The organism is Kurthia zopfii, from assembly GCF_003143955.1.
Taxonomy (GTDB): Bacteria; Bacillota; Bacilli; order Bacillales_A; family Planococcaceae; genus Kurthia; species Kurthia zopfii.
Window position 1 is genome coordinate 67,038 of sequence record NZ_QFVS01000007.1, and the last position, 20,000, is coordinate 87,037.

The following is a 20,000-nucleotide window of genomic DNA, read 5'->3' on the forward strand; positions in this document are numbered from 1 at the left end:
ACAATAGCACTATTAGTACAGATTTAGTAGCTATTTGTTGAAAGAAATAGACTGTTACGATGAATATATTCTATTCTCCGAAACAGCCTTCTCTCTCATTTATACCCTATCATAACCGTAATATTAAACTTTGGAAATATTTTATTTACGCAAATGACCCAATTTTTCTGAATTTAGCATAGCGTTGCTCAACTAACTCATCTTTTGAAAGTTGATTTAGTTCGGCTAAACCTTTACGAATAGCGGCAGCAACATAAACTGCTTGTTCATCTTGATTTTTATGCGCTCCACCAGGAATTTCTTGAATTACATCGTCAATTACTTCCGATTCTTTTAAGTTCGGAGCAGTAATACGCATTGCTTCTGCAGCTGTTTTCGCAAGTGATGCATCTTTCCATAAGATTGATGCCGCTCCTTCTGGAGAAATAACAGAGAAAGTAGAGTTTTCAAGCATATAGATTTGATTGGCAACACTAATTCCTAATGCGCCACCACTCCCTCCTTCACCAATTACAATTGAAATTACTGGAACCGTTAGGCCAGCCATCTCCACTAAATTACGTGCGATCGCTTCACTTTGACCACGTTCTTCAGCCGCTTTACCCGGATAAGCACCTTTCGTATCAACGAAACAAATTACTGGGCGATTGAATTTCTCCGCTTGTTTCATTAGGCGTAATGCTTTACGGTATCCTTCTGGATGGGGCATACCGAAGTTACGACGAATATTCTCCTTCGTTGCTTTACCGCGTTGGTGACCTACGATCGTAACAGCTTGGCCATCAATGCTCGCAATTCCACCGATTAATGCTTCATCATCGCCGTAGTTGCGGTCGCCGTGTAGTTCGATAAATTCATCGAAAATCGCATGAATATAATCAAGGCTTGTCGGTCTTTGTTGATGACGCGCAATTTGTACGCGATCCCATGCTTCAAGATTCGAGTAGATTTCATCTTGTAGTTTTGCTAATTTCGTTTCCAGATGTGCAATTTCTTCTGAGAAATCGATATTCGCTTCCGTCGTAACTGAATTCAGTTCATCAATTTTAGCGCGTAGTTCAATTAATGGTTTTTCGAATGGCAAGATTTGTTCCATGATTAGTTTGCCCCTTTCGTATGTAATTTCACAATTGTGCTTAATGTTTGTTTCATTTCATTTCTTGGGATAATTTTATCTAATTGACCATGTTTTAATAAAAACTCTGCTGTTTGGAAGTCATCAGGTAATTTCTCGCGTACCGTTTGTTCAATTACGCGGCGACCTGCAAAGCCAATCAATGCTTGTGGTTCAGCAAAGTTGTAATCTCCTACTGATGCGAAACTTGCAGAAATACCGCCCGTTGTTGGATGCGTCATAACTGAAATGTATAAGTTACCTTCGCGACTATGTTTTTCAAGTGCAACACTCGTTTTCGCCATTTGCATTAACGATAATGCGCCTTCTTGCATTCTTGCGCCACCACTTGCAGTGAAAATGATAAATGGCACTTTCAACTCTGTCGCCTTTTCGACTGCACGCGTAATTTTCTCCCCTACTACTGACCCCATCGAACCCATACGGAAAAATGAATCCATAACTGCAATAACGATTGGTCTGCCATCAATTTCACCTGTACCAGTTAGTACCGCTTCATTTAGACCAGTTTTCGCAATATCGATTTCCACTTTTTCAACATATCCTGGGAAACCAAGTGGATTGACTGTTTTTAAATGATCATCCATCGATTCGAATGTACCTTCATCCAAAGTTTGTGCGATTCGTTCTGTAGAGTTAATTTTGTGATGGTAATTACATTTCGGACATACATGTAAATTCTTTTGTAAATCCTTCGTTACAGTAACGTGTTTACATTCTGAACATTGATGCATTACGCCTGCTTTAATATCATTTTGTTCCTGTGCTTTTTTAATTTTATTTGGTTTTGAAAAAATATTTTTAATACTCATCTTGTTCATTCTCCCCTTTAGTCAACAATTCTATCCAACCTTCATAAGCCTGAACCGCCTCAGCCGGATGCCCTGCTATTAATTCGCTAATAAATTTTGCTAATAATGGTTTTTCAATTTCAGCGGATAATCCGCGATAAATGGATTGGCCAAATTGATTAAGCAACATCCAAATTTTAAAAACGAGTCGATTGTGCGATGACACAACTAGCTCACGGATTAGAATCTCCCTTTCGATTGTGCCATCGACGATTAGATTGTGTAATAAACTTTCCCATACAGGTAGTTTTCGTAGTTGATCGTCTGTAGCGATCTCGACAATTGCATCTCGCTCTAATATTTGCTGTGTGTGATGAACATTCACTAAATCCTTTTCTTCTTGAAGAATGAATGTTGATAGTACTTCCACTAATTTATGATTTCTAAAATCTGATAAAAAAGTGCCCCCACCATGTTTTGTTTCAATCAGCCCTAATAATTCCATACTGCGGAGTGCTTCTCGCACAGATGACCGACCGACATTTAGCCTCTCAGCTAAAACGCGCTCTGAAGGTAACTTACCACCAGGTTGAATTTCCTCAACTCGAATAATTTCTCGAAGCTCTTTTACGATTTGTATAAATCGCTTCGGTGCGGATTTTTCTGTACTCATTTGATCTACTCCTTCAGTCTTAGAAAAAGTGGTCTGACCACTTTTAATTAGAATAACGAACTTTCACGATGATGTAAAGTAATAAATTGAAGATCATCTCCATCACACTTTTTATTCGCCTAACAAAAAAGCACACTGAACGACAAAAATCGCGTTCAATGTACTTTGTTATAAAACACATTTATTCTTTTGGAATGACTTTTAATTTTTGGATTATTAATTGCGGTGCATTATTGCGACTTTCCACTTTTGCTTCAATTTCTAAAAATAGCTCTTCTATAAGCTCCTCTTTAAATTGTTCAAAAACTTGAGGGAATATCGTTGCTGAAATAGATGAAGTTTCATCTTCAAGCTGAAGAAACGCCATCTGCTCGCCTTTCTTCGTACGAATTACCTTTAGATTTTGCACTTGAGCAAGGACATTAATTTTCGCGCCTATTTTAATAGAAGAAACTCGATTTAATTGTATGCCATCAAAGTGAAGTTTTTCTTTCAAATTTTCGACAGGATGTGTGGAAACATAGAAGCCTAAAACGTCCTTCTCACCTTCTAATTTCTCTTTTTCCGTCATATTTTCGACTTTTGCATGCTTCGGTACGCCATATATGTTTGTGTCATAGAACAACGTAGTTTCTTCATTCGGCGCATATAATTTCGCAAGTTTTTCAGCTGCTGAAATGGTTTCGATTAGTTGCGCTCGATCCCGCTCAAATACATCAATAGCTCCTGCTCTTATTAACGCTTCCATCGTTTGACGTTTAAAATGAGTACTCGTAAATGCTAATGCCATTTCGAAAATAGATGTCCATTCTGCATTGCCATTCTTTCGTAAAGCTTGTAGTTTATTTAAAAAAGTTTGTGGAATTCCACGAATCGCTCCGAGTGCAAAACGAATACTATTCCCTTCCACTCGATAACTTTTACCACTTTTCAATATAGATGGTGGCAGGATTTCGATGCCTTTACTACGCACTTCCTGCAACAATTGACTATGCTTCTCCTTATTACCGATGGCACTCGATAATAATGCTGCATAGAAATAATGCGGGAAATTCGCTTTTAAATAGGCCATTTGATACGTAATTAAACTATAGGCAACTGCGTGACTTTTCGGAAATCCATAGTTTGCAAAGCGTACGATGAGGTCATATATTTCATTGGCAACTTGCTCATTATAGCCTTTTTTACTAGCGCCTTGGACGAAGTGTACACGCTCTGAATCAAGTAATTCTCTTTTTTTCTTACTGACAGCTCTTCTTAATAAATCGGCTTCTCCTAGTGAAAATCCAGCAAATACAGATGCAATACGCATAATCTGCTCTTGATACACAATGACACCGAATGTTTCATTTAGTATTGGCGCAAGGTCAGGATGAGGTAATTGTACACTCTCCAGACCATGCTTCCGTCGACTATAGACTGGAATGAACTCCATTGGACCTGGACGATAGAGCGCATTAATTGCAACTAAATCTAAAAACGATGTCGGCTGTATTTGGATTAATGCTTGGCGCATACCATCTGATTCAAGTTGGAATACACCTGCTGTATCGCCTCTTTGTAAAAGTCTGAATGTATTTTCATCATGTAATGGGATTTTTTCGAAATCGAGCATTTTTTTCTGATTGAAATAAATCATATAGCGAATATGATCCAGAATCGACAAATTCTTTAGACCAAGGAAGTCCATTTTTAGTAGACCAATTTCTTCAACTTCCTGCATCGGCCACTGCGTAATGTAAATTTGATCGCTGCCTTTTTCAATCGGTACAATGTCAGGCAATGGGATGGGCGACAATACGACACCAGCCGCATGGGTGGAAGCATTCCGATGAAGCCCTTCAAGTTTCAATGCAATTTCTAGCCACTTTTGTTTTAGAGGATCTTCGCCAATCCATTGATTCAAAGTTGATAAAGTCATAGACAGAGTCGTTCCTGGCTTAGATGGAATTAGTGATGAGATGACCTTCAATTCTTCCATCGAAAAGCCTAGTACGCGCGCGACATCCCTCGCAACAGCTTTCGCAGATAATGTACCAAAAGTAATGATTTGGGAAGTATATTGCATACCGTATTTCTCGACAACATAATCAATGACAACTTGGCGTTTCATATCCGCGAAATCAACATCAATATCGGGAAGTGTGATTCGATCTGGATTTAAAAATCGCTCAAATAAAAGATCATATTTAATCGGATCTACATTCGTAATTTTTAAACAATAAGCGACTAACGAACTTGCAGAAGAACCACGGCCTGGGCCTGTCAAAATCCTTTGTGAGCGAGCATATTCAATATAATCTGCTACGATTAAAAAATAATCTGCATACCCCATTTGATTGATGACAGATAACTCGTAATGCAAACGATCCTCATAGATTTCTTTACCACTTAACCCTCTCAAATCAAGTCCCTCTAGACATTGCTCTAACAACATTTCCTTAGCTGTCTCGCCTTCTTCAACAGGGAATTTGGGCATATGATGTTCACCATACGTCAAATTTACATCACATGAAGCTAGCAACTCTTCCGTATGTAACAACCAATCAGGCTGATCTTCAAACCAATTTTGAAGATTTTCACTCGTCGGCAAATAAAGCCCTTTTTCTCGAGCAGTTAGCGCATGGCGTTCTGCTATCGGTATACCGTCTTTAATACTTTGTGCCGCTTCAAAAGCTTCCAAATCATCTTCTTTTAGAAAGCGCACTTCATGTGTCATAGCTATTTTCAAGTCATTTACTTTCGCAAATTTAATCCAGTACGGCTCATTTTCATTCCGTACGCCATGGATTCTTTCCATGCCTAAGTAAATGCCTTCTTCAAATAAATGTGCAACTTGTAAGATTGCCGCTTCACTTTCCTCATTCGGCGCTACATGAACAAGTGGAATCATTAATTTCAGACCTGCTTTATAGCCTTTTAACCAATTGAATGGTAAATCCTCGTTTTCTCTTAAAGAGATTGCAGAGGAAATTTTTATCAAATGCTGGTACCCTTGTTCATTTTGAGCATACAAAATAAATGGTAGATCCAGTGAATCTGAAATGACCATTTTCACAGTCAAACCAAAGACCGCGTGTAGATCATGTCGTTTCATCACTTTATAAAATGGAAGAAGACCGTATAATTTACGGTCTGTAATCGCTACTGACACACGCTCATAACTTTGCAATGTAGCAGACAACTCTTCAATTTTCACAATACTATCTAACATACTTGCAGATGTTGTTATTTGTGGGTAGTAAGCGTTCATATTCGACTTCCTTTCTTACGATTTGCAAACTGCTTGTAATTGCTGAATTAAGTCAGCCGATTCATTCCAGTCGTAGATTGTTGCTCCAGACGCAAATGGATGCCCGCCTCCGCGGAAGTTTTTAGCAATTGTATTAATGACTAAACCTTTTGAACGGATGCGCACACGGATTTGCGTAGCTTCTTCTACGAAAATTGCCCAAGCTTTAATCCCCTGCACATTTCCTAATGAAGCGACTAAAGCACTCGTCTCGCTCGCCGTTACATTATATTTTTCTAAAATGTCGATTGGAAGTTTAATATATGCAGCTCCATCTTCATTCATCGTGAAGTTCTGATACATATACCCTTGTAATTGTAATAGGCCATGACTTAACTCGTACATACCATCGAATAAAGCATCGCGATCAAAGTCGAACTGTACTAAATGACTCGCTGTTTTGAATGTTTTTTCAGTAGCACTTGGGTATTTGAATCGACCAGTATCACCGACAATCCCAGCGAATAAGTAACGTGCTGCAACTTCATTTAATGCCCATCCCGCTTGCTCTTTACCAAATTCAAATAACTCGTAAATCATCTCTGAACATGAACTCGCATCCGTATCAACCCAGAAAATATCTCCGTACGCATCGTCATTTGGATGATGGTCAATTTTAATTAAGAAATCACCTTTCGTATAACGTTGGTCATCTATGCGCTCTTGATTCGCCGTATCCGTTACGATGACTAAAGCACCTTCATAAATGGCATCAGCCACTTCTTGTGGATGACCTAAATAATTTAAAGACGGATCATGTTGGCCTGTTTTATACACTTTTTTATGTGGATAATTCTTTTCAATGATTGCGTGAAGCCCCATTTGAGAACCGTATGCGTCTTCATCTGGTCGAACGTGACGATGTAAAATAATCGTGTCATATTTTTCAATAGCTTGTATTATTTCTAATTTCATAAGTTTTCTCCTTTTCATTTGCTCGCTTTTTAACATAATACTGTATAAAATAGGCGAAAGATTGTATAATTGGATTAAATTACAAATTGGAGGTATTCAATGTTAGTATTAAATATTATTTTAGCAGTTTTTATTATAATTACGACTATTACATTTGCTTATTTTAAATTTAAACAAACTCGCACGACATTACCGATTAGAAAAAAGTGGTATCGTTACCGTGCTGGTGAGATGTTAAGTGTGTTCCTAACGCTATTTGGTATTAATCAAATCTTTTTATACCCTACTTTAATTACATATGTCATTGGTGCAATTTTTATAATTTATGGAGTTACTGTATTCATTGGCAATTTCAAACGCGCGCGTCATTATGGTAAATTCGTTGTCGAAGAATTTTCATTAAATAATTAATAAAAAAGCTATCTCACTGACTGAATGGACCATTCAATTGTAGAGATAGCTTTTATTTTTTTAGCGTTCCAATACTTGGAATGTAACGAGTGCCTTACATACAAGCACATCATCACTATAAACTTCGAAATCCACTTTTACAAAACGGCGACTCATATCCAAAATCTTTGGAACGACTTGAATTGTTTTCTCCATTTGAACAGGTTTCATAAAGTAAATCGTCATATTTTCTACGACACTGTCGCCACGTTTCGTACGTTTGAGTGCAGTTGAGCCTGCTTCAACTAGAAGCGTCGTCAATGCACCGTATGAAATCGCACCGAACTGATTTGTCATTTGAGGTGTAATCGTGAACTCCACTGTCGCGTCATCTTCATCACCATCAAGCTTCATCTCATTTTTGACAAGGTCATCGATTGTTTCGCCATGCTGTGGTTGGCGTTGAGCCATTTGCATTGCTTTTAGTACATCTTGACGACTGACAACACCTTGAAGAATGCCATGATCATCCGTTACAGGAAGTAGATCAATTCCTTCCCAAATCATGCGGTGACCAGCTGTCGCTACACTTGTCTTCATCGTCACGGTAATAGGATTTCTCGTCATTAGACGATCAATCGACTCTAACTCCGATTTACCAATGACATCTTTAGACGTTACAATCCCGACAGTTTTCTTTTGCTTATCGACTACTGGATAGCCACCATGTGTCGTTTTAGAATTCAGTTCATTAAAGTCTGCAACTGTATCCGTCGATTTTAAGTAAGAAGTATCCTCAATTTGAACGACAATATCTTCAATTAAAAGAATTTCCTTCTTAATTAACTGATCATAAATTGCGCGGTTAATCATCGTTGCTACAGTGAATGTATCGTAACTTGAAGAAATAATTGGTAGTTCTAGTTCATCAGCCAATGCTTTTGCTTCATCAGTCGCTTCGAACCCACCTGTAATCAGAACAGCTGCACCCGCTTGTAATGCGTTCGTATGTGTACTCGCTCGGTTACCTACAATTAATAAGCTCCCCGCATCTGTATAACGCATCATATCGTCTAATTTCATCGCACCAATTACAAATTTCGTTAAAGTTTTATGCAAACCATTTTTGCCGCCTAAAACTTGTCCATCAACGATATTTACAATCTCTGCAAACGTAAGACGCTCGATATTTTCCTTCTTCTTCTTCTCAATACGAATCGTACCTACACGCTCAATCGTACTTACAAGTCTTCTATTCTCTGCTTCTTTAATCGCGCGATAAGCTGTTCCTTCACTAACTGCCATATCCTTCGCAATTTGACGAACAGAAATCTTGTCACCTACTGGAAGCGTCTCGATGTATTGAATTATCTTTTCGTGTTTAGTAGCCAAAATATCACCTTTTTTCCAACATCATTTATAGCAATAGTGTACCATATTCGAAAGCATAATAGCTGTTTCAAAGAAAAATTAATCGAACTAGTACAATGCTATTTTGTTTTTATTTCAAAATCATTATAATTCGATTGAATCTCCCGCTTGCAATATTCGTACTTCGGCATTTGTCACCTGTTTTTCAAAGGCTTTTGGATCCTGTTCAATGACTGGGAATGTGTTGTAGTGTATTGGCACTACAGTTTTAGGATTCAAGAAACGAACTGCTTCTGCCGCATCTTCTGGCCCCATTGTAAAATTATCACCAATCGGAATAAATGCTAGATCAATCGGATGGCGTTCCCCGATTAATTTCATATCACTAAATAATGCTGTATCGCCTGCATGGTAAATCGTTTTGCCTTCTGCTGTGAATAGAATACCACCTGGCATACCTGTATATATAATTTGCTGATCTTCCGTTACATAAGATGAACCGTGGAATGCTTGCGTATATTTCACTTTACCAAAATCAAAAGAAAACGCTCCGCCAATATGCATATTGTGTACACGTACACCTTGCCAAGAAAGATAATCAGCCAATTCATTTGGCGCTACTACAAGTGCATCGTTCTTCTTCGCAAGTTCTACTGTATCGCCAACATGATCATTATGACCGTGTGTTAGTAGAATAATGTCTGGTGATTCATCTGCCACTTTTAAATCTGTCTGGCTATTGCCGTTAATAAAAGGGTCGATTAATAGCGTATGACCGCTTTCTGTAACAATCTTCACGACCGAATGTCCATGGAATGAAACTTTCATAAATAATTCCTCCTAAAAATACGATTATAATTACGCTTTTCCTAAATTCTTTGATAAACTAATACTTGAGTTATACTTGAAAAGCATTCTGGTAAGACTTAGAAAACGAAAATTGTCTCAATGTATTTGTAACATACTCTGTTACAAAATGGAAAGTAAATATCATGGAACAGCTTATTTTTTCTATTTATTACTTTACCCTGATTGAGCAAAAACATTCCGTATTACTATAGAAGGAGGTTGACTTTATGTCAGCAAAAATCGAACAAATTAAACAACATTTACAAACTACAGGTGTAGAAGCAGCATTTATTACAACACCTGATAATGTTTTCTATCTTTCAGGTTTCTTAAGTGATCCACATGAACGCTTATTAGGTATCATGGTATTTAAAGATGCTGAACCATTCATGATCTGTCCTAAAATGGAAGTTCCTGACGCTAAAGCAGCGGGTTGGGCATATGAAGCAGTTGGTCATGACGATCAAGAAAATGCATGGGAAGTTCTTGCGAATAAAATCGCTACAATCACTCCTAGCATCGCTTCACTAGCAATCGAAAAATCACATTTAACAGTTGAACGTTTAGAAGCTTTACAACGTTTCTATCCAAACAGCGCGATCGTTGGTCTTGATCAAAAATTAACAGATATGCGTATCGTTAAATCAGAAGACGAAATCGTAAAATTACGTGAAGCTGCTAAACTAGCTGACTTCGCAATCCAAGTTGGCTGTGACGAACTTGCAGAAGGTAAAACTGAACTTGAAGTTTTATCTGCAATTGAAGCTGCTGTTCTTAAAAAAGGTTACTATATGTCATTCAACACAATGGTATTAACTGGACTTAACGCTGCATCTCCACACGGTACACCTGGTAATACGAAAATCAAAAAAGGTGATTTAGTATTATTCGACCTTGGTGTAATTTATGAAGGTTACTGTTCAGATATCACTCGTACAGTCGCTTTCGGTGAACCAGGCGAAGCTCAAAAAGAAGTTTTCGAAGCAGTTCTTGGCGCTAATAAAGCTGCGATTGCATTGGCTAAACCAGGCGTTCGCGCGATGGACTTAGACAAAGCAGCTCGCGATCACATTACAAACGCAGGCTTCGGCGAGTACTTCACTCACCGTCTTGGTCATGGTTTAGGTATTGGCGTACACGAAATCCCTTCAATCCACGGCACAAATGAATTACCATTAGTTGAAGGTATGGTATTCACAGTTGAGCCAGGTATTTACAAAGGCGACACAGCTGGCGTACGTATTGAAGATGATTTAGTTGTAACGAAGGATGGCGTTGAAATTTTAAACTCATTCCCTAAAGAACTACAAATCATCCAACCTAAATAATTATAAATGCGAAAAGCTACTCTTCAGTCGTGAAGGGTAGCTTTTTTGGTTCTCTTAAATATGTTGGGCCTTTGAACAATTCATGTATTAGCTTTCATTGCTGATGAATGTGCAAAAAGGCAAAAAAAGATGATTCATCCGAAGACGAATCATCCTTCAATCAATTATTGTGCTTGTGCAGCGTGTACTTCTAATAAAGAATCTGCTGAAACATAGTCATAACCTAATGCTTCTGCAACTGCTTCAAATGTTACGTGACCATCTAAAACATTTAAGCCTTTACGAAGTGCTTCGTTGTCTAAACAAGCTTTTACATAACCTTTATTCGCAATTTGCACTGCGTAAGGTACTGTATTGTTTGTAAGTGCCATCGTTGCTGTACGTGGTACTGCACCTGGCATATTCGCTACAGCATAGTGAACTACGCCATGCTTCACATAAGTTGGATCATCATGTGTAGTAATGCGATCAGAAGTGGCGAAAATACCACCTTGGTCGATTGCGATATCTACAACTACAGAACCTGGAGTCATTGATTTGATCATTTCTTCCGATACTAATTTAGGTGCTTTTGCTCCTGGAATTAGTACTGCTCCGATTACTAAATCAGCATTTTTAACTGTTTCAGCAATATTGTATGGGTTTGAAATTAGTGTGTGAACATCTGTACCGAATTGATCATCAAGTACACGAAGACGTTCTGGGCTAAGGTCGATAATTGTTACTTCTGCGCCCATTCCTACTGCGATTTTAGCAGCATTTGCACCAGCCATACCGCCGCCGATTACTGCGACTCTACCACGAGAAACGCCAGGTACTCCACCAAGTAGAATTCCTTTGCCGCCCTCTTGTTTTTCTAAGTATTGTGCGCCGATTTGAGTTGCCATGCGTCCCGCTACTTCACTCATTGGAGTAAGTAATGGTAATGAACGGTTTGGTAATTGTACCGTTTCATAAGCAATTGCAGTTACTTTCTTGTCGATTAATGCTTTCGTTAACGCCGCTTCCGGTGCTAAGTGTAAATAAGTAAATAAGATTAAACCTTCAGAAAAGAAATCGTATTCAGAAGCGATTGGTTCTTTAACTTTCATAACCATATCCACTTTCCAAGCGTCTGCTTGTTCTACGATTTTTGCGCCTGCTTCAATATATTCTTCATCTGTAAAACCAGATCCAATGCCAGCGCCTCTTTCAACGACAACATCATGTCCTGAAACTTTAAAGTTTACAACGCCTGCTGGTGTAATAGCTACACGATTTTCATTGTTTTTGATTTCTTTTGGAATACCGATTAACATAGTCCATCCTCCTAAAGATAAAAATAGTATCGAATTACCGATTACGGTAACGCTTACAACTTGAAACAATTACATCTTAACAGACTTTAAGTCATTTTTGTGACTTTTTTTAAAAATAATTGTTTATTATAGGAAAAATAACTTTTTTTGTATAAACTATATGTAATCACAATTACAGATTGGAGTGCTAAAAATCGTTAAATATCATACATTGATCTTTGATTTAGATGATACTTTGCTCGATTTTCAACAAGCAGAAATAGAAGCTTTTGAAAAAACTTTTTCGAATTATAATATCCAAAATTCTATTTCAACATATAAAAAAGACTATGATGCGATTAGTCGCGTTTTATGGGATGGGGTGCAAGATGGTATTTTTACAATTGCACAAGTTGGTGAATTCCGCTTTAAAAGATTGTTCGAAAAGCATAAATTAGATTTCGAAGCCGTTACATTCAATGAAGACTACTTATTAAATCTTGGGCAGCAATCGAACTTAATCGAAGGTGCTGAACAAATCGCTACAACATTGCCTAATGTGAAATTCGTTGCCTTATCGAATGGCTTTACGAAAACACAGCTTTCACGCATTGCGAATTCTCCACTCAAAGATTTGTTCGATGAAATCATCATTTCTGAAATGACTGGATTTGAAAAGCCACAGAAGGAAATTTTTGATTATACAATGAATCAATTATCACTTTCGGAAACAGATGGTATCTTAATGATTGGTGATTCTCTATCATCTGATATTACTGGTGGTCGCAATTATGGTATGGACACTTGTTGGTTCAATCCCCTTCGTAAAAAGAATGAAAGTTTCGTAACGCCCACTTACGAAATCAAATCACTTGACGAATTAGCCGACCTTGTTAAAATATAGGTATATATTATCGGTCGACCATAATATTTGTTAAGAGTTATTTACAAAACTAAATAAAATTCACTATTTCTCCTAAATTATAGTGAAAAAGAGGATTATAGGGGTATATGTAGAATGTTATAATATGGCTATAGAAACCAAGAGGAGGAATTTAGTTATGGCAACTTACAACAATATTATCGTAGCAGTAGATGGATCAGCAGAGGCAGAATACGCATTCAACAAAGCAATCGAGGTAGCACAACGTAACGAAGCAACTTTACACTTAGTAAACATCATTGATACTCGTTCTTTCGCAGCAATCGAGGCTTATGACCGTTCTATCGCAGAACGCGCTCAAAGCTTTGCAGAAGAGAAATTAGCTGAGTACAAAGAAGTAGCAGCAAAAGCTGGTGTTCCTGCAGTACAAACACTAATCGAGTACGGTTCTCCAAAAACAATGATCACAAAAGAAATTTCTAAGAAAACAGAAGCAGACTTAATCGTTTGTGGTGCTACAGGTCTTAACGCTGTTGAACGTTTCCTAATCGGTAGCGTATCTGAAAGCATCGTTCGTTCAGCAAAATGTGACGTATTAGTCGTACGTACGCCAGTAGCTGAATAATTCAACTCACAAATTATGAAGAGGTGTTACGCATTTGCGTAGCACCTTTTTTTGATTCATAGAAGGATTCGCAACTTTCCATATGTAATGCAAATGGATGAATCTATACTTTTTGCATATTCCAAATCATTGAAAGTGAAGATCTAAACTGCTTTTGGAACAAAAAAAGAGCCCATTAAGGACTCTCTAAATACGAATTAATCTTTCATCGCTTCAATTTTTTCACATAGATAGCCTACGATATGGCCTCTTGGTGTTGTTTCTTCAATGTCGTCATTTTCAGCAAGTTCATCTAAAGCTTGCCAAATTGTCGACCACATCTCAGTATTTTCATATTCTTTATATGGGTGATTCAATTATTTCTTCTCCTCTTTCTTCCACTTTTGAACTTGTACGAAGAAAGATTCAAGTGCTGGGATATTATCAAGTTTTGGTACTTTAGCTAACAGTACGTCTTTAACTGCTTTGCCGCCCTCCACTTTCTTCTGTAAAATAAATAAGCTTTTGCCCATTTCTTTTTGTTTGAATAAGTTTTCTGGTAATTGTACAACTGCTTGAATCCATGCATGTTTTTGAACGTATGAATAAAGCAATGGAGCCTGCTCTGATTCGAATAAATTATTTGGCACTAAGAAGAATAAGTAACCGCCATCCTTCGTATAATTCATCGATTGCTCAATTAGTAAATGGTGGGCAAATGTCATACCATCTTCAGAATGAATTTCGAATTTCTCCGCATATTCAGTATCTGGGTAAAAACCAATCGGCAGATCACATACTACACCGTCAACCGGTTCAACCATTAAGTTTTGCAAAGCATCTTGACGATACAACGCGATCGGTTGTTGTTGAAGATCGCCCGCTGCAGCTGCTAATTGAATTAGTAATTCATCAATCTCAACGCCTGCTCCTTCAATTTTTCCATCTAAATGGTTCATAACTGTTAACATTAAATTCCCTGTTCCGATTGTTGGATCTAAAACAGTAATTTGTTTTTGCTCAGCAAGCGTCTTCTCGAAAAATTGTTCAACAAAATAACCTACTAAGAAACCTAAAGAATCCGGTGTCATTTGATGATTTGGTTGTACATTTTTACGCATGCCTTTTAAAATCGCTAATTGTATTGCTTTGCGAATATCCTCTTTTGTCGCGTCTTCAAGGAATTCTTGGTGATTACCATCTAGTAAGTCGTTTAAAGTGCTTAAAAGACCGTCTAAATATGTGACATTAAGCTCTTCGCTCACAGATGCTGATTGCCCATCTAAGTGGGTGAAAAGATTTTCTATTTTTTCCATTATATACTCCTAAATGCGAAACCCACTCAAACAATTGAATGAGTGGGCAACGGCTTTATTTTCTAAATTGATTATAGTGCTTTTAAAGCTTCAAGTGCTTTATCATAATCAGGGTGGTTTGTGCCTTCTGAAACGTACTCAGCGTAAGTTACAGTGCCTGTAGCATCAATTACGAAGATTGAACGAGCTAATAAACGTAGCTCTTTCATGTGAACACCAAATGCGTCGCCGAAAGAAGCATCGCGGTGATCTGATAATGTTACAACATTGTCGATACCGTTAGCACCACACCAGCGTTTTTGTGCGAATGGTAAGTCCATAGAGATTGTTAGTACGACTACATCTTCACCGAATGCTGCTGCTTCTTCGTTGAAACGACGTGTTTGTGCATCACAAACGCCTGTGTCTAATGAAGGAACTACAGATACTAAGATTTTTTTGCCTGCAAAATCTTGTAAAGTTTTTTCGCCTAAACCATTATCTACGACTGTGAAGTTTGGAGCTTTGCTTCCTACCTTCATTTCGTCACCTACTAGTGTTACTGGGTTGTTAATAAATGTTACTTGTACCATTAAAAACGCCTCCTCAGAAATTCTATCTTTAATTTTACTAGAGTTCCTCTTTGTCTTGCAACTGTTTGGACTCTGATTTATTCAATTCGTCCTCATTATAACGCTCTTTTAATGAAGTTGATGTTGTTTTTGAAAGTTCTTCCACTTTTTTCGAGTAAGTCTTCTCATGGACAACATGCGTGTCAGCGATAAAATCATGAACCGCTTTATGTTTTTGAGTGAATGGAACGATTAAATAAAGTACTTTGACAACGACAGAGATGAATCGTCCAACTGCTTCTCTAAATAATACAGTCGACCAAGTTAACTCTTTTCCTGAATCGGACACTACTTTCAATCCGAAAATCATCTTACCTAATGTTTGACCGAAGAATTTCGTCATCAATATAAAGTAGATGTAAAAGACGATTCCCGCCACAATGCTATAAAGTGAAATATACGCAATTGTAAATGATTCAATATTTGAATAGACGAAAATATTACGAACAAAAAGTCCGACCAACACGACATTAATTAATAAAACGTCGATTAAATAGGCGAAGAATCGTACCCAAAATCCCGCAGGCTTATGTTCAAAAGTACGATCAACACTAGCTTCTGTTGCTAATCCAGTCATTTTGAACCCTCCTATTCTTCACCATACATATACATTAATCGAGGTGTTGTGCCGTAATGGCTCATTAATTTCGAGATTGCCTGTGTTTCTACAGTACCACCGCCGAAGAATGAAGTCATTTTCGTAGAGAACAAACTGCTTAATGATTCTACACTATCATATTCAAATACTTTTGAGCCTTTTAAATTATGATCTTTTTTCAATGCTGTAATAACGTCTTCAGTGTAACCGAAGTCATCTGCTAATCCAGCTTTCACCGCTTGTGAACCATTTATAACGCGACCATCTGCCACTTTTTTCACTTGATCCATCGGCATATTACGACCGTCAGATACAACTTTTAAGAAACGTTTGTAAGAATCATCAATCATCGATTGTAAAATTTTACGATCGCCGTCAGTCATTTCACGAGAACCGCTCATAATATCTTTATATGGGCCAGTTTTAATCGTTTCGAATTTCACACCGTATTTATCTGCTAATTTACTAAAGTTCATCGATTGCATAATGACACCGATTGAACCTGTAAGTGTTTCTTCATCAACGAAGATTTTATCAGCTGGTGCAGAAATATAGTAACCACCTGAAGCTGCTGTTGCGCCCATTGATACGTAAACTGGAATTTTTCTAGATTGTTGAATCAATTTGATTTTTTCATACACTTGTTTTGATTCCAGTACGCCACCACCTGGTGAATTTACAGCTAAAACGATACCTTTTACATTAATATCATTTTTAATATCATCAAGTTGTTTTAAAAATTGTTGGTGATTATAACCTTTTGTCGCACCAAGTAAAGATGTTTCACCTGTATCTTGGATAGCTCCTTCTACACGTAATAATGCGATTTGTGAAGTGTTGCTACCTTCTTGCACAGTTTTACGACCTAAATTCGACCCTAATTCCGTCGTTTTCATCACTTGGTTCATTGTTTCTGCAAAGTTTGTACGACTTATATTCAGCAATGCGCTGATTAATGTTGATCCTACTAATAATAGTGCTGCTACACCTAGAGCAATCCACCTTTTCGTATTCATGCTGTCATCTCCTATTTTTTCTTTAATTTAGGTTTCTTCAATTCACGAACTGTAGCGAATGAGAAAATAATAATAGCGATCCAAATACAACTAAACGCTACTAATTCGATTCCACCAAACTTTTCTCCGTAAACAAAAGTTCCGATGATTAATGTCATCGTCGGTGCAATATATTGGAAAAACCCTACTAAATATAATGGTATATTTTGTGCACCAATTGCAAACAATATCAATGGCACTGCCGTAATAGCACCTGTACCAATTAATAATAATGTCGTTGAAATATTAATATTGAACATTGCTGGTGTATCGACTGCGAATAAATAAATATAATAGCCTAATGCTACTGGTAAAATGAAAAATGTCTCAATTACTAATCCACGCGTCGCATCCAACTTGATTTGTTTCTTCAGTAATCCGTAAATTCCGAATGAAAATGCAAGTCCTAGCGATACGAATGGGAATGTTCCGTATGATATAACGAGAATTAATACGCCCCCAAGAGCAAATATACACGCTAATAATTGTGCTTTTGATAATTTTTCTTTTAAGAAAATGACACCTAATAAGACTGAAATCAATGGATTAATATAATATCCCATACTCGTTTCAATAATATGATTATTATTTACTGCCCAGATGAATATGTACCAGTTCACTGATATTAAATAAGATGCCGCAAATAGCGCCCAAAATGACTTTTGATTTTTCCAAAGCATTTTCACATCAGAAATTAATAACTTCCATTGTTTTATTAATACGACGAAAATAATCGTTAAGACGAATGACCAAACGATTCGGCTCGTAATAATTTCATTACTGCTGACGTTTTCTAACTGTTTCCAATAAAGCGGCACTAACCCCCACAATATATATGCCAATGCTGCTGCCAGCACACCTTTCTTCTCTGCACTCATGTCATCATCTCTTTCCTAAACCTAGTATGCTAAGTATAGTGTTCATTCCTTACCTATGTAAATAATATTTTCAAAATAAAACGAACCGCAAAGATTCTACGGCTCGCTAGATGTTTATTGTACTTTATTTAACTCTTGTTCACGCAACTCGATCCTGCGAATTTTACCTGAAGCAGTTTTCGGTAATTCTTCAACGAATTCAATTGCTCTTGGGTATTTATAAGGTGCTGTTAATTGCTTCGTGAAGTTTTGAAGTTCTTTTATGAACCCTTCTTCTAAAGCGCGCTCTTTATTTTTCAATATGATGAATGCTTTTACAATTGATCCACGCAATTCGTCAGGACTTCCAACGACTGCACATTCTTGTACGTCCGCATGTTTTACTAATGCATCTTCTACTTCAAATGGGCCGATTGTATATCCTGAACTAATGATGATGTCGTCACTTCTACCTTCAAACCAGAAGTAACCATCTTCATCAATTTTCGCTTGATCCCCTGTAATGTAATAGTCGCCACGGAATTGACGTTGTGTGCGCTCAGGTTCATTCAAATATTCTTTGAAAAGTGCTGGTGTATCTTTATGAACCGCGATATCCCCAACTACGCCCGCTTCACAAGGTTTTCCAAACTCATCAACAACGGTCACTTCATTGCCCGGTGTAGGTTTGCCCATTGAACCTTCCTTCACGTCCATTCCTTTCATCGTACCGATCAATAATGTATTTTCTGTTTGGCCGTAACCATCTCGAACTTGTAAATTGAAAGTATCTTTGAATAAGTTGATGACACCAACATTTAATGGCTCACCTGCAGAAACGGCACTGTGTAAACTACTTAAATCATACTGCTGTAAATTTTCAACTTTCGCCATGACGCGATACTCAGTCGGCGTACAGCATAGTACATCGATTTTATGTTCTTTAATTAACGTTAAATATGTGTGTGCGTCAAAACGGCTATTGTATACAAAACCTGTTGCACCACTTCCTAGTACGGATAAGAACGGACTCCAAATCCATTTTTGCCAACCTGGACTTGCAGTAGCCCATACAAGATCTCCTTCATTAATCGCTAACCAATGTTTCGCAGCTGTTCTTAAATGCGCATATGCCCAAGCATGTGTATGAACAGCGGCTTTTGGATTACCTGTTGTACCACTTGTATATGATAGAAATGCTTCATCTGTGCATTTCGTTGCTACAATTTCAAATTCTTTCGAAGCATCTTGCATTTCATCAATGACCGGAACCCAAGGCTCATGTGCATGACCAATAACAAATTGCTTCATACTTGTTAAATTTCGAACGCCATCAAACTGACCAATATACGGCTCATAAGACACGATTGCTTTCGCCGAACTATGCTCAATTCTGTATTCAATATCTTTCGTGCGCAACATTTCTGAACTTGGAATGACGATTATTCCTGATTTAATTGCAGCGAGATATGTTACATACGCTTCAATTAAGCGAGGAACCATGACGATCATGACATCACCTTTTTGTAATCCATGTGCTTTAAAAACATTCGCCATTTGATTTGCCTGTTGAATTAATGCATCATACGTAATTTCCTTCGATAAACCTTCTGCATCTTCATACTTAACTGCAATTCTACCTTGCCCATTCGCAAATCTTTCAATTTCGGACACTAAGTTGTAATGTTCTGGAGCTAATAAGTCCTCTCTATTCATGAAAACTCCCCCTTTAAAAATGTTTTGCTATTTCATAGTATAGCGAAGCATTTTCAAATTCACAACCTATTACTATAATCAAATATTATTACTAGGTACTAAATTACATATATTCATACTTTATTTTAAGTATTATCATTTACAGAATTATATCATAATATAGAATAAAGTGTAAAAATCGAGTAAATATCTCTATTTTTGTTATTTTAAGATATTTTATAGAATTTGAAAAATTTTTAAAGAAAATAATAATTTCTACTTGTCGATTAGCATAGTAAAGTGTTGAATTCTTATAAAACGAATCATTTTTCCGCATTTTACATAACTTATTGCTTAATG

At 37.3% G+C, this 20,000-nt stretch carries 19 protein-coding genes; 4 read left to right on the plus strand and 15 right to left on the minus strand.

The genetic code is table 11. From position 1 onward, the window contains the following. Nucleotides 1-145: 145 nt before the first annotated feature. The 5 genes from accA to DF281_RS04460 form a co-directional block, all read right to left on the minus strand. Nucleotides 146-1,096, minus strand: a complete 951-nt coding sequence (accA, locus tag DF281_RS04440; RefSeq protein WP_109349040.1) for an acetyl-CoA carboxylase carboxyl transferase subunit alpha — start codon at nt 1,094-1,096, stop codon at nt 146-148. 2 nt (nt 1,097-1,098) lie between these two features. After that, nucleotides 1,099-1,947: an acetyl-CoA carboxylase, carboxyltransferase subunit beta gene (accD, locus tag DF281_RS04445; RefSeq protein WP_109349041.1), complete on the minus strand. Its 849-nt coding sequence runs from the start codon at nt 1,945-1,947 to the stop codon at nt 1,099-1,101. Further along, the gene (locus DF281_RS04450; protein WP_109349042.1) at nt 1,937-2,599 is read right to left on the minus strand and encodes a FadR/GntR family transcriptional regulator; all 663 of its coding nucleotides are present in this window, start codon (nt 2,597-2,599) and stop codon (nt 1,937-1,939) included. The genes accD and DF281_RS04450 overlap by 11 nt, the downstream gene beginning before the upstream one ends. 181 nt (nt 2,600-2,780) lie before the next feature. Further along, nucleotides 2,781-5,852: a DNA polymerase III subunit alpha gene (gene dnaE, locus DF281_RS04455; protein WP_109349043.1), complete on the minus strand. Its 3,072-nt coding sequence runs from the start codon at nt 5,850-5,852 to the stop codon at nt 2,781-2,783. A 15-nt stretch (nt 5,853-5,867) separates the two neighbouring features. Beyond that, on the minus strand, nt 5,868-6,806 hold the full coding sequence (locus tag DF281_RS04460) for a DHH family phosphoesterase (protein ID WP_109349044.1): 939 nt from the start codon (nt 6,804-6,806) through the stop codon (nt 5,868-5,870). A gap of 99 nt (nt 6,807-6,905) precedes the next feature. Between DF281_RS04460 and DF281_RS04465 the strand changes: the two genes are divergently transcribed. Next, nucleotides 6,906-7,217, plus strand: coding sequence for a YtpI family protein (locus DF281_RS04465; RefSeq protein ID WP_240605509.1), 312 nt, complete (start codon nt 6,906-6,908; stop codon nt 7,215-7,217). Nucleotides 7,218-7,277: 60 nt separating this feature from the next. Here DF281_RS04465 and DF281_RS04470 read toward each other — a convergent pair whose 3' ends face one another. Both DF281_RS04470 and DF281_RS04475 read right to left on the minus strand, forming a co-directional pair. Beyond that, nucleotides 7,278-8,588, minus strand: a complete 1,311-nt coding sequence (locus DF281_RS04470; protein ID WP_109349045.1) for a DRTGG domain-containing protein — start codon at nt 8,586-8,588, stop codon at nt 7,278-7,280. Nucleotides 8,589-8,711: 123 nt separating this feature from the next. Further along, nucleotides 8,712-9,395 carry a metal-dependent hydrolase gene (locus tag DF281_RS04475; protein WP_109349046.1) on the minus strand — a complete coding sequence of 228 codons (684 nt, stop codon included), beginning with the start codon at nt 9,393-9,395 and terminating at the stop codon, nt 8,712-8,714. A gap of 248 nt (nt 9,396-9,643) precedes the next feature. Between DF281_RS04475 and DF281_RS04480 the strand changes: the two genes are divergently transcribed. Next, nucleotides 9,644-10,744, plus strand: a complete 1,101-nt coding sequence (locus DF281_RS04480; protein ID WP_109349047.1) for a M24 family metallopeptidase — start codon at nt 9,644-9,646, stop codon at nt 10,742-10,744. 164 nt (nt 10,745-10,908) lie between these two features. Here the strand turns inward: DF281_RS04480 and ald are convergent, their stop codons facing one another. Further along, entirely contained in the window at nt 10,909-12,042 is a 1,134-nt protein-coding gene (ald, locus tag DF281_RS04485; protein ID WP_109349048.1) for an alanine dehydrogenase, read from the minus strand. Nucleotides 12,043-12,226: 184 nt separating this feature from the next. Here ald and DF281_RS04490 point away from each other — a divergent pair, with 184 nt between their 5' ends. Both DF281_RS04490 and DF281_RS04495 read left to right on the plus strand, forming a co-directional pair. Beyond that, nucleotides 12,227-12,925, plus strand: coding sequence for a YjjG family noncanonical pyrimidine nucleotidase (locus tag DF281_RS04490; protein WP_166636081.1), 699 nt, complete (start codon nt 12,227-12,229; stop codon nt 12,923-12,925). A gap of 157 nt (nt 12,926-13,082) precedes the next feature. Next, nucleotides 13,083-13,529 (plus strand): universal stress protein, encoded by a 447-nt coding sequence (locus DF281_RS04495; protein WP_109349050.1) that lies wholly within the window; start codon nt 13,083-13,085, stop codon nt 13,527-13,529. A 197-nt stretch (nt 13,530-13,726) separates the two neighbouring features. On the opposite strand, the gene DF281_RS14685 is transcribed toward DF281_RS04495, so the two are convergent. From DF281_RS14685 to mbcS, 7 genes are all read right to left on the minus strand, one after another. Continuing rightward, nucleotides 13,727-13,885 (minus strand): hypothetical protein, encoded by a 159-nt coding sequence (locus tag DF281_RS14685; RefSeq protein ID WP_166636082.1) that lies wholly within the window; start codon nt 13,883-13,885, stop codon nt 13,727-13,729. Beyond that, nucleotides 13,886-14,824, minus strand: a complete 939-nt coding sequence (locus DF281_RS04500) for a class I SAM-dependent methyltransferase (protein ID WP_109349051.1) — start codon at nt 14,822-14,824, stop codon at nt 13,886-13,888. Nucleotides 14,825-14,895: 71 nt separating this feature from the next. Next, nucleotides 14,896-15,396 (minus strand): thiol peroxidase, encoded by a 501-nt coding sequence (gene tpx, locus DF281_RS04505; RefSeq protein ID WP_109349052.1) that lies wholly within the window; start codon nt 15,394-15,396, stop codon nt 14,896-14,898. Between the two features lie 37 nt (nt 15,397-15,433). Continuing rightward, nucleotides 15,434-16,012: an RDD family protein gene (locus DF281_RS04510; RefSeq protein ID WP_109349053.1), complete on the minus strand. Its 579-nt coding sequence runs from the start codon at nt 16,010-16,012 to the stop codon at nt 15,434-15,436. An 11-nt stretch (nt 16,013-16,023) separates the two neighbouring features. Beyond that, nucleotides 16,024-17,049: a signal peptide peptidase SppA gene (gene sppA / locus DF281_RS04515; RefSeq protein WP_109349054.1), complete on the minus strand. Its 1,026-nt coding sequence runs from the start codon at nt 17,047-17,049 to the stop codon at nt 16,024-16,026. Between the two features lie 11 nt (nt 17,050-17,060). Further along, entirely contained in the window at nt 17,061-17,966 is a 906-nt protein-coding gene (gene rarD / locus DF281_RS04520; protein ID WP_109349055.1) for an EamA family transporter RarD, read from the minus strand. A 114-nt stretch (nt 17,967-18,080) separates the two neighbouring features. Next, on the minus strand, nt 18,081-19,661 hold the full coding sequence (gene mbcS, locus DF281_RS04525; protein ID WP_109349056.1) for an acyl-CoA synthetase MbcS: 1,581 nt from the start codon (nt 19,659-19,661) through the stop codon (nt 18,081-18,083). Nucleotides 19,662-20,000 lie beyond the last annotated feature (339 nt).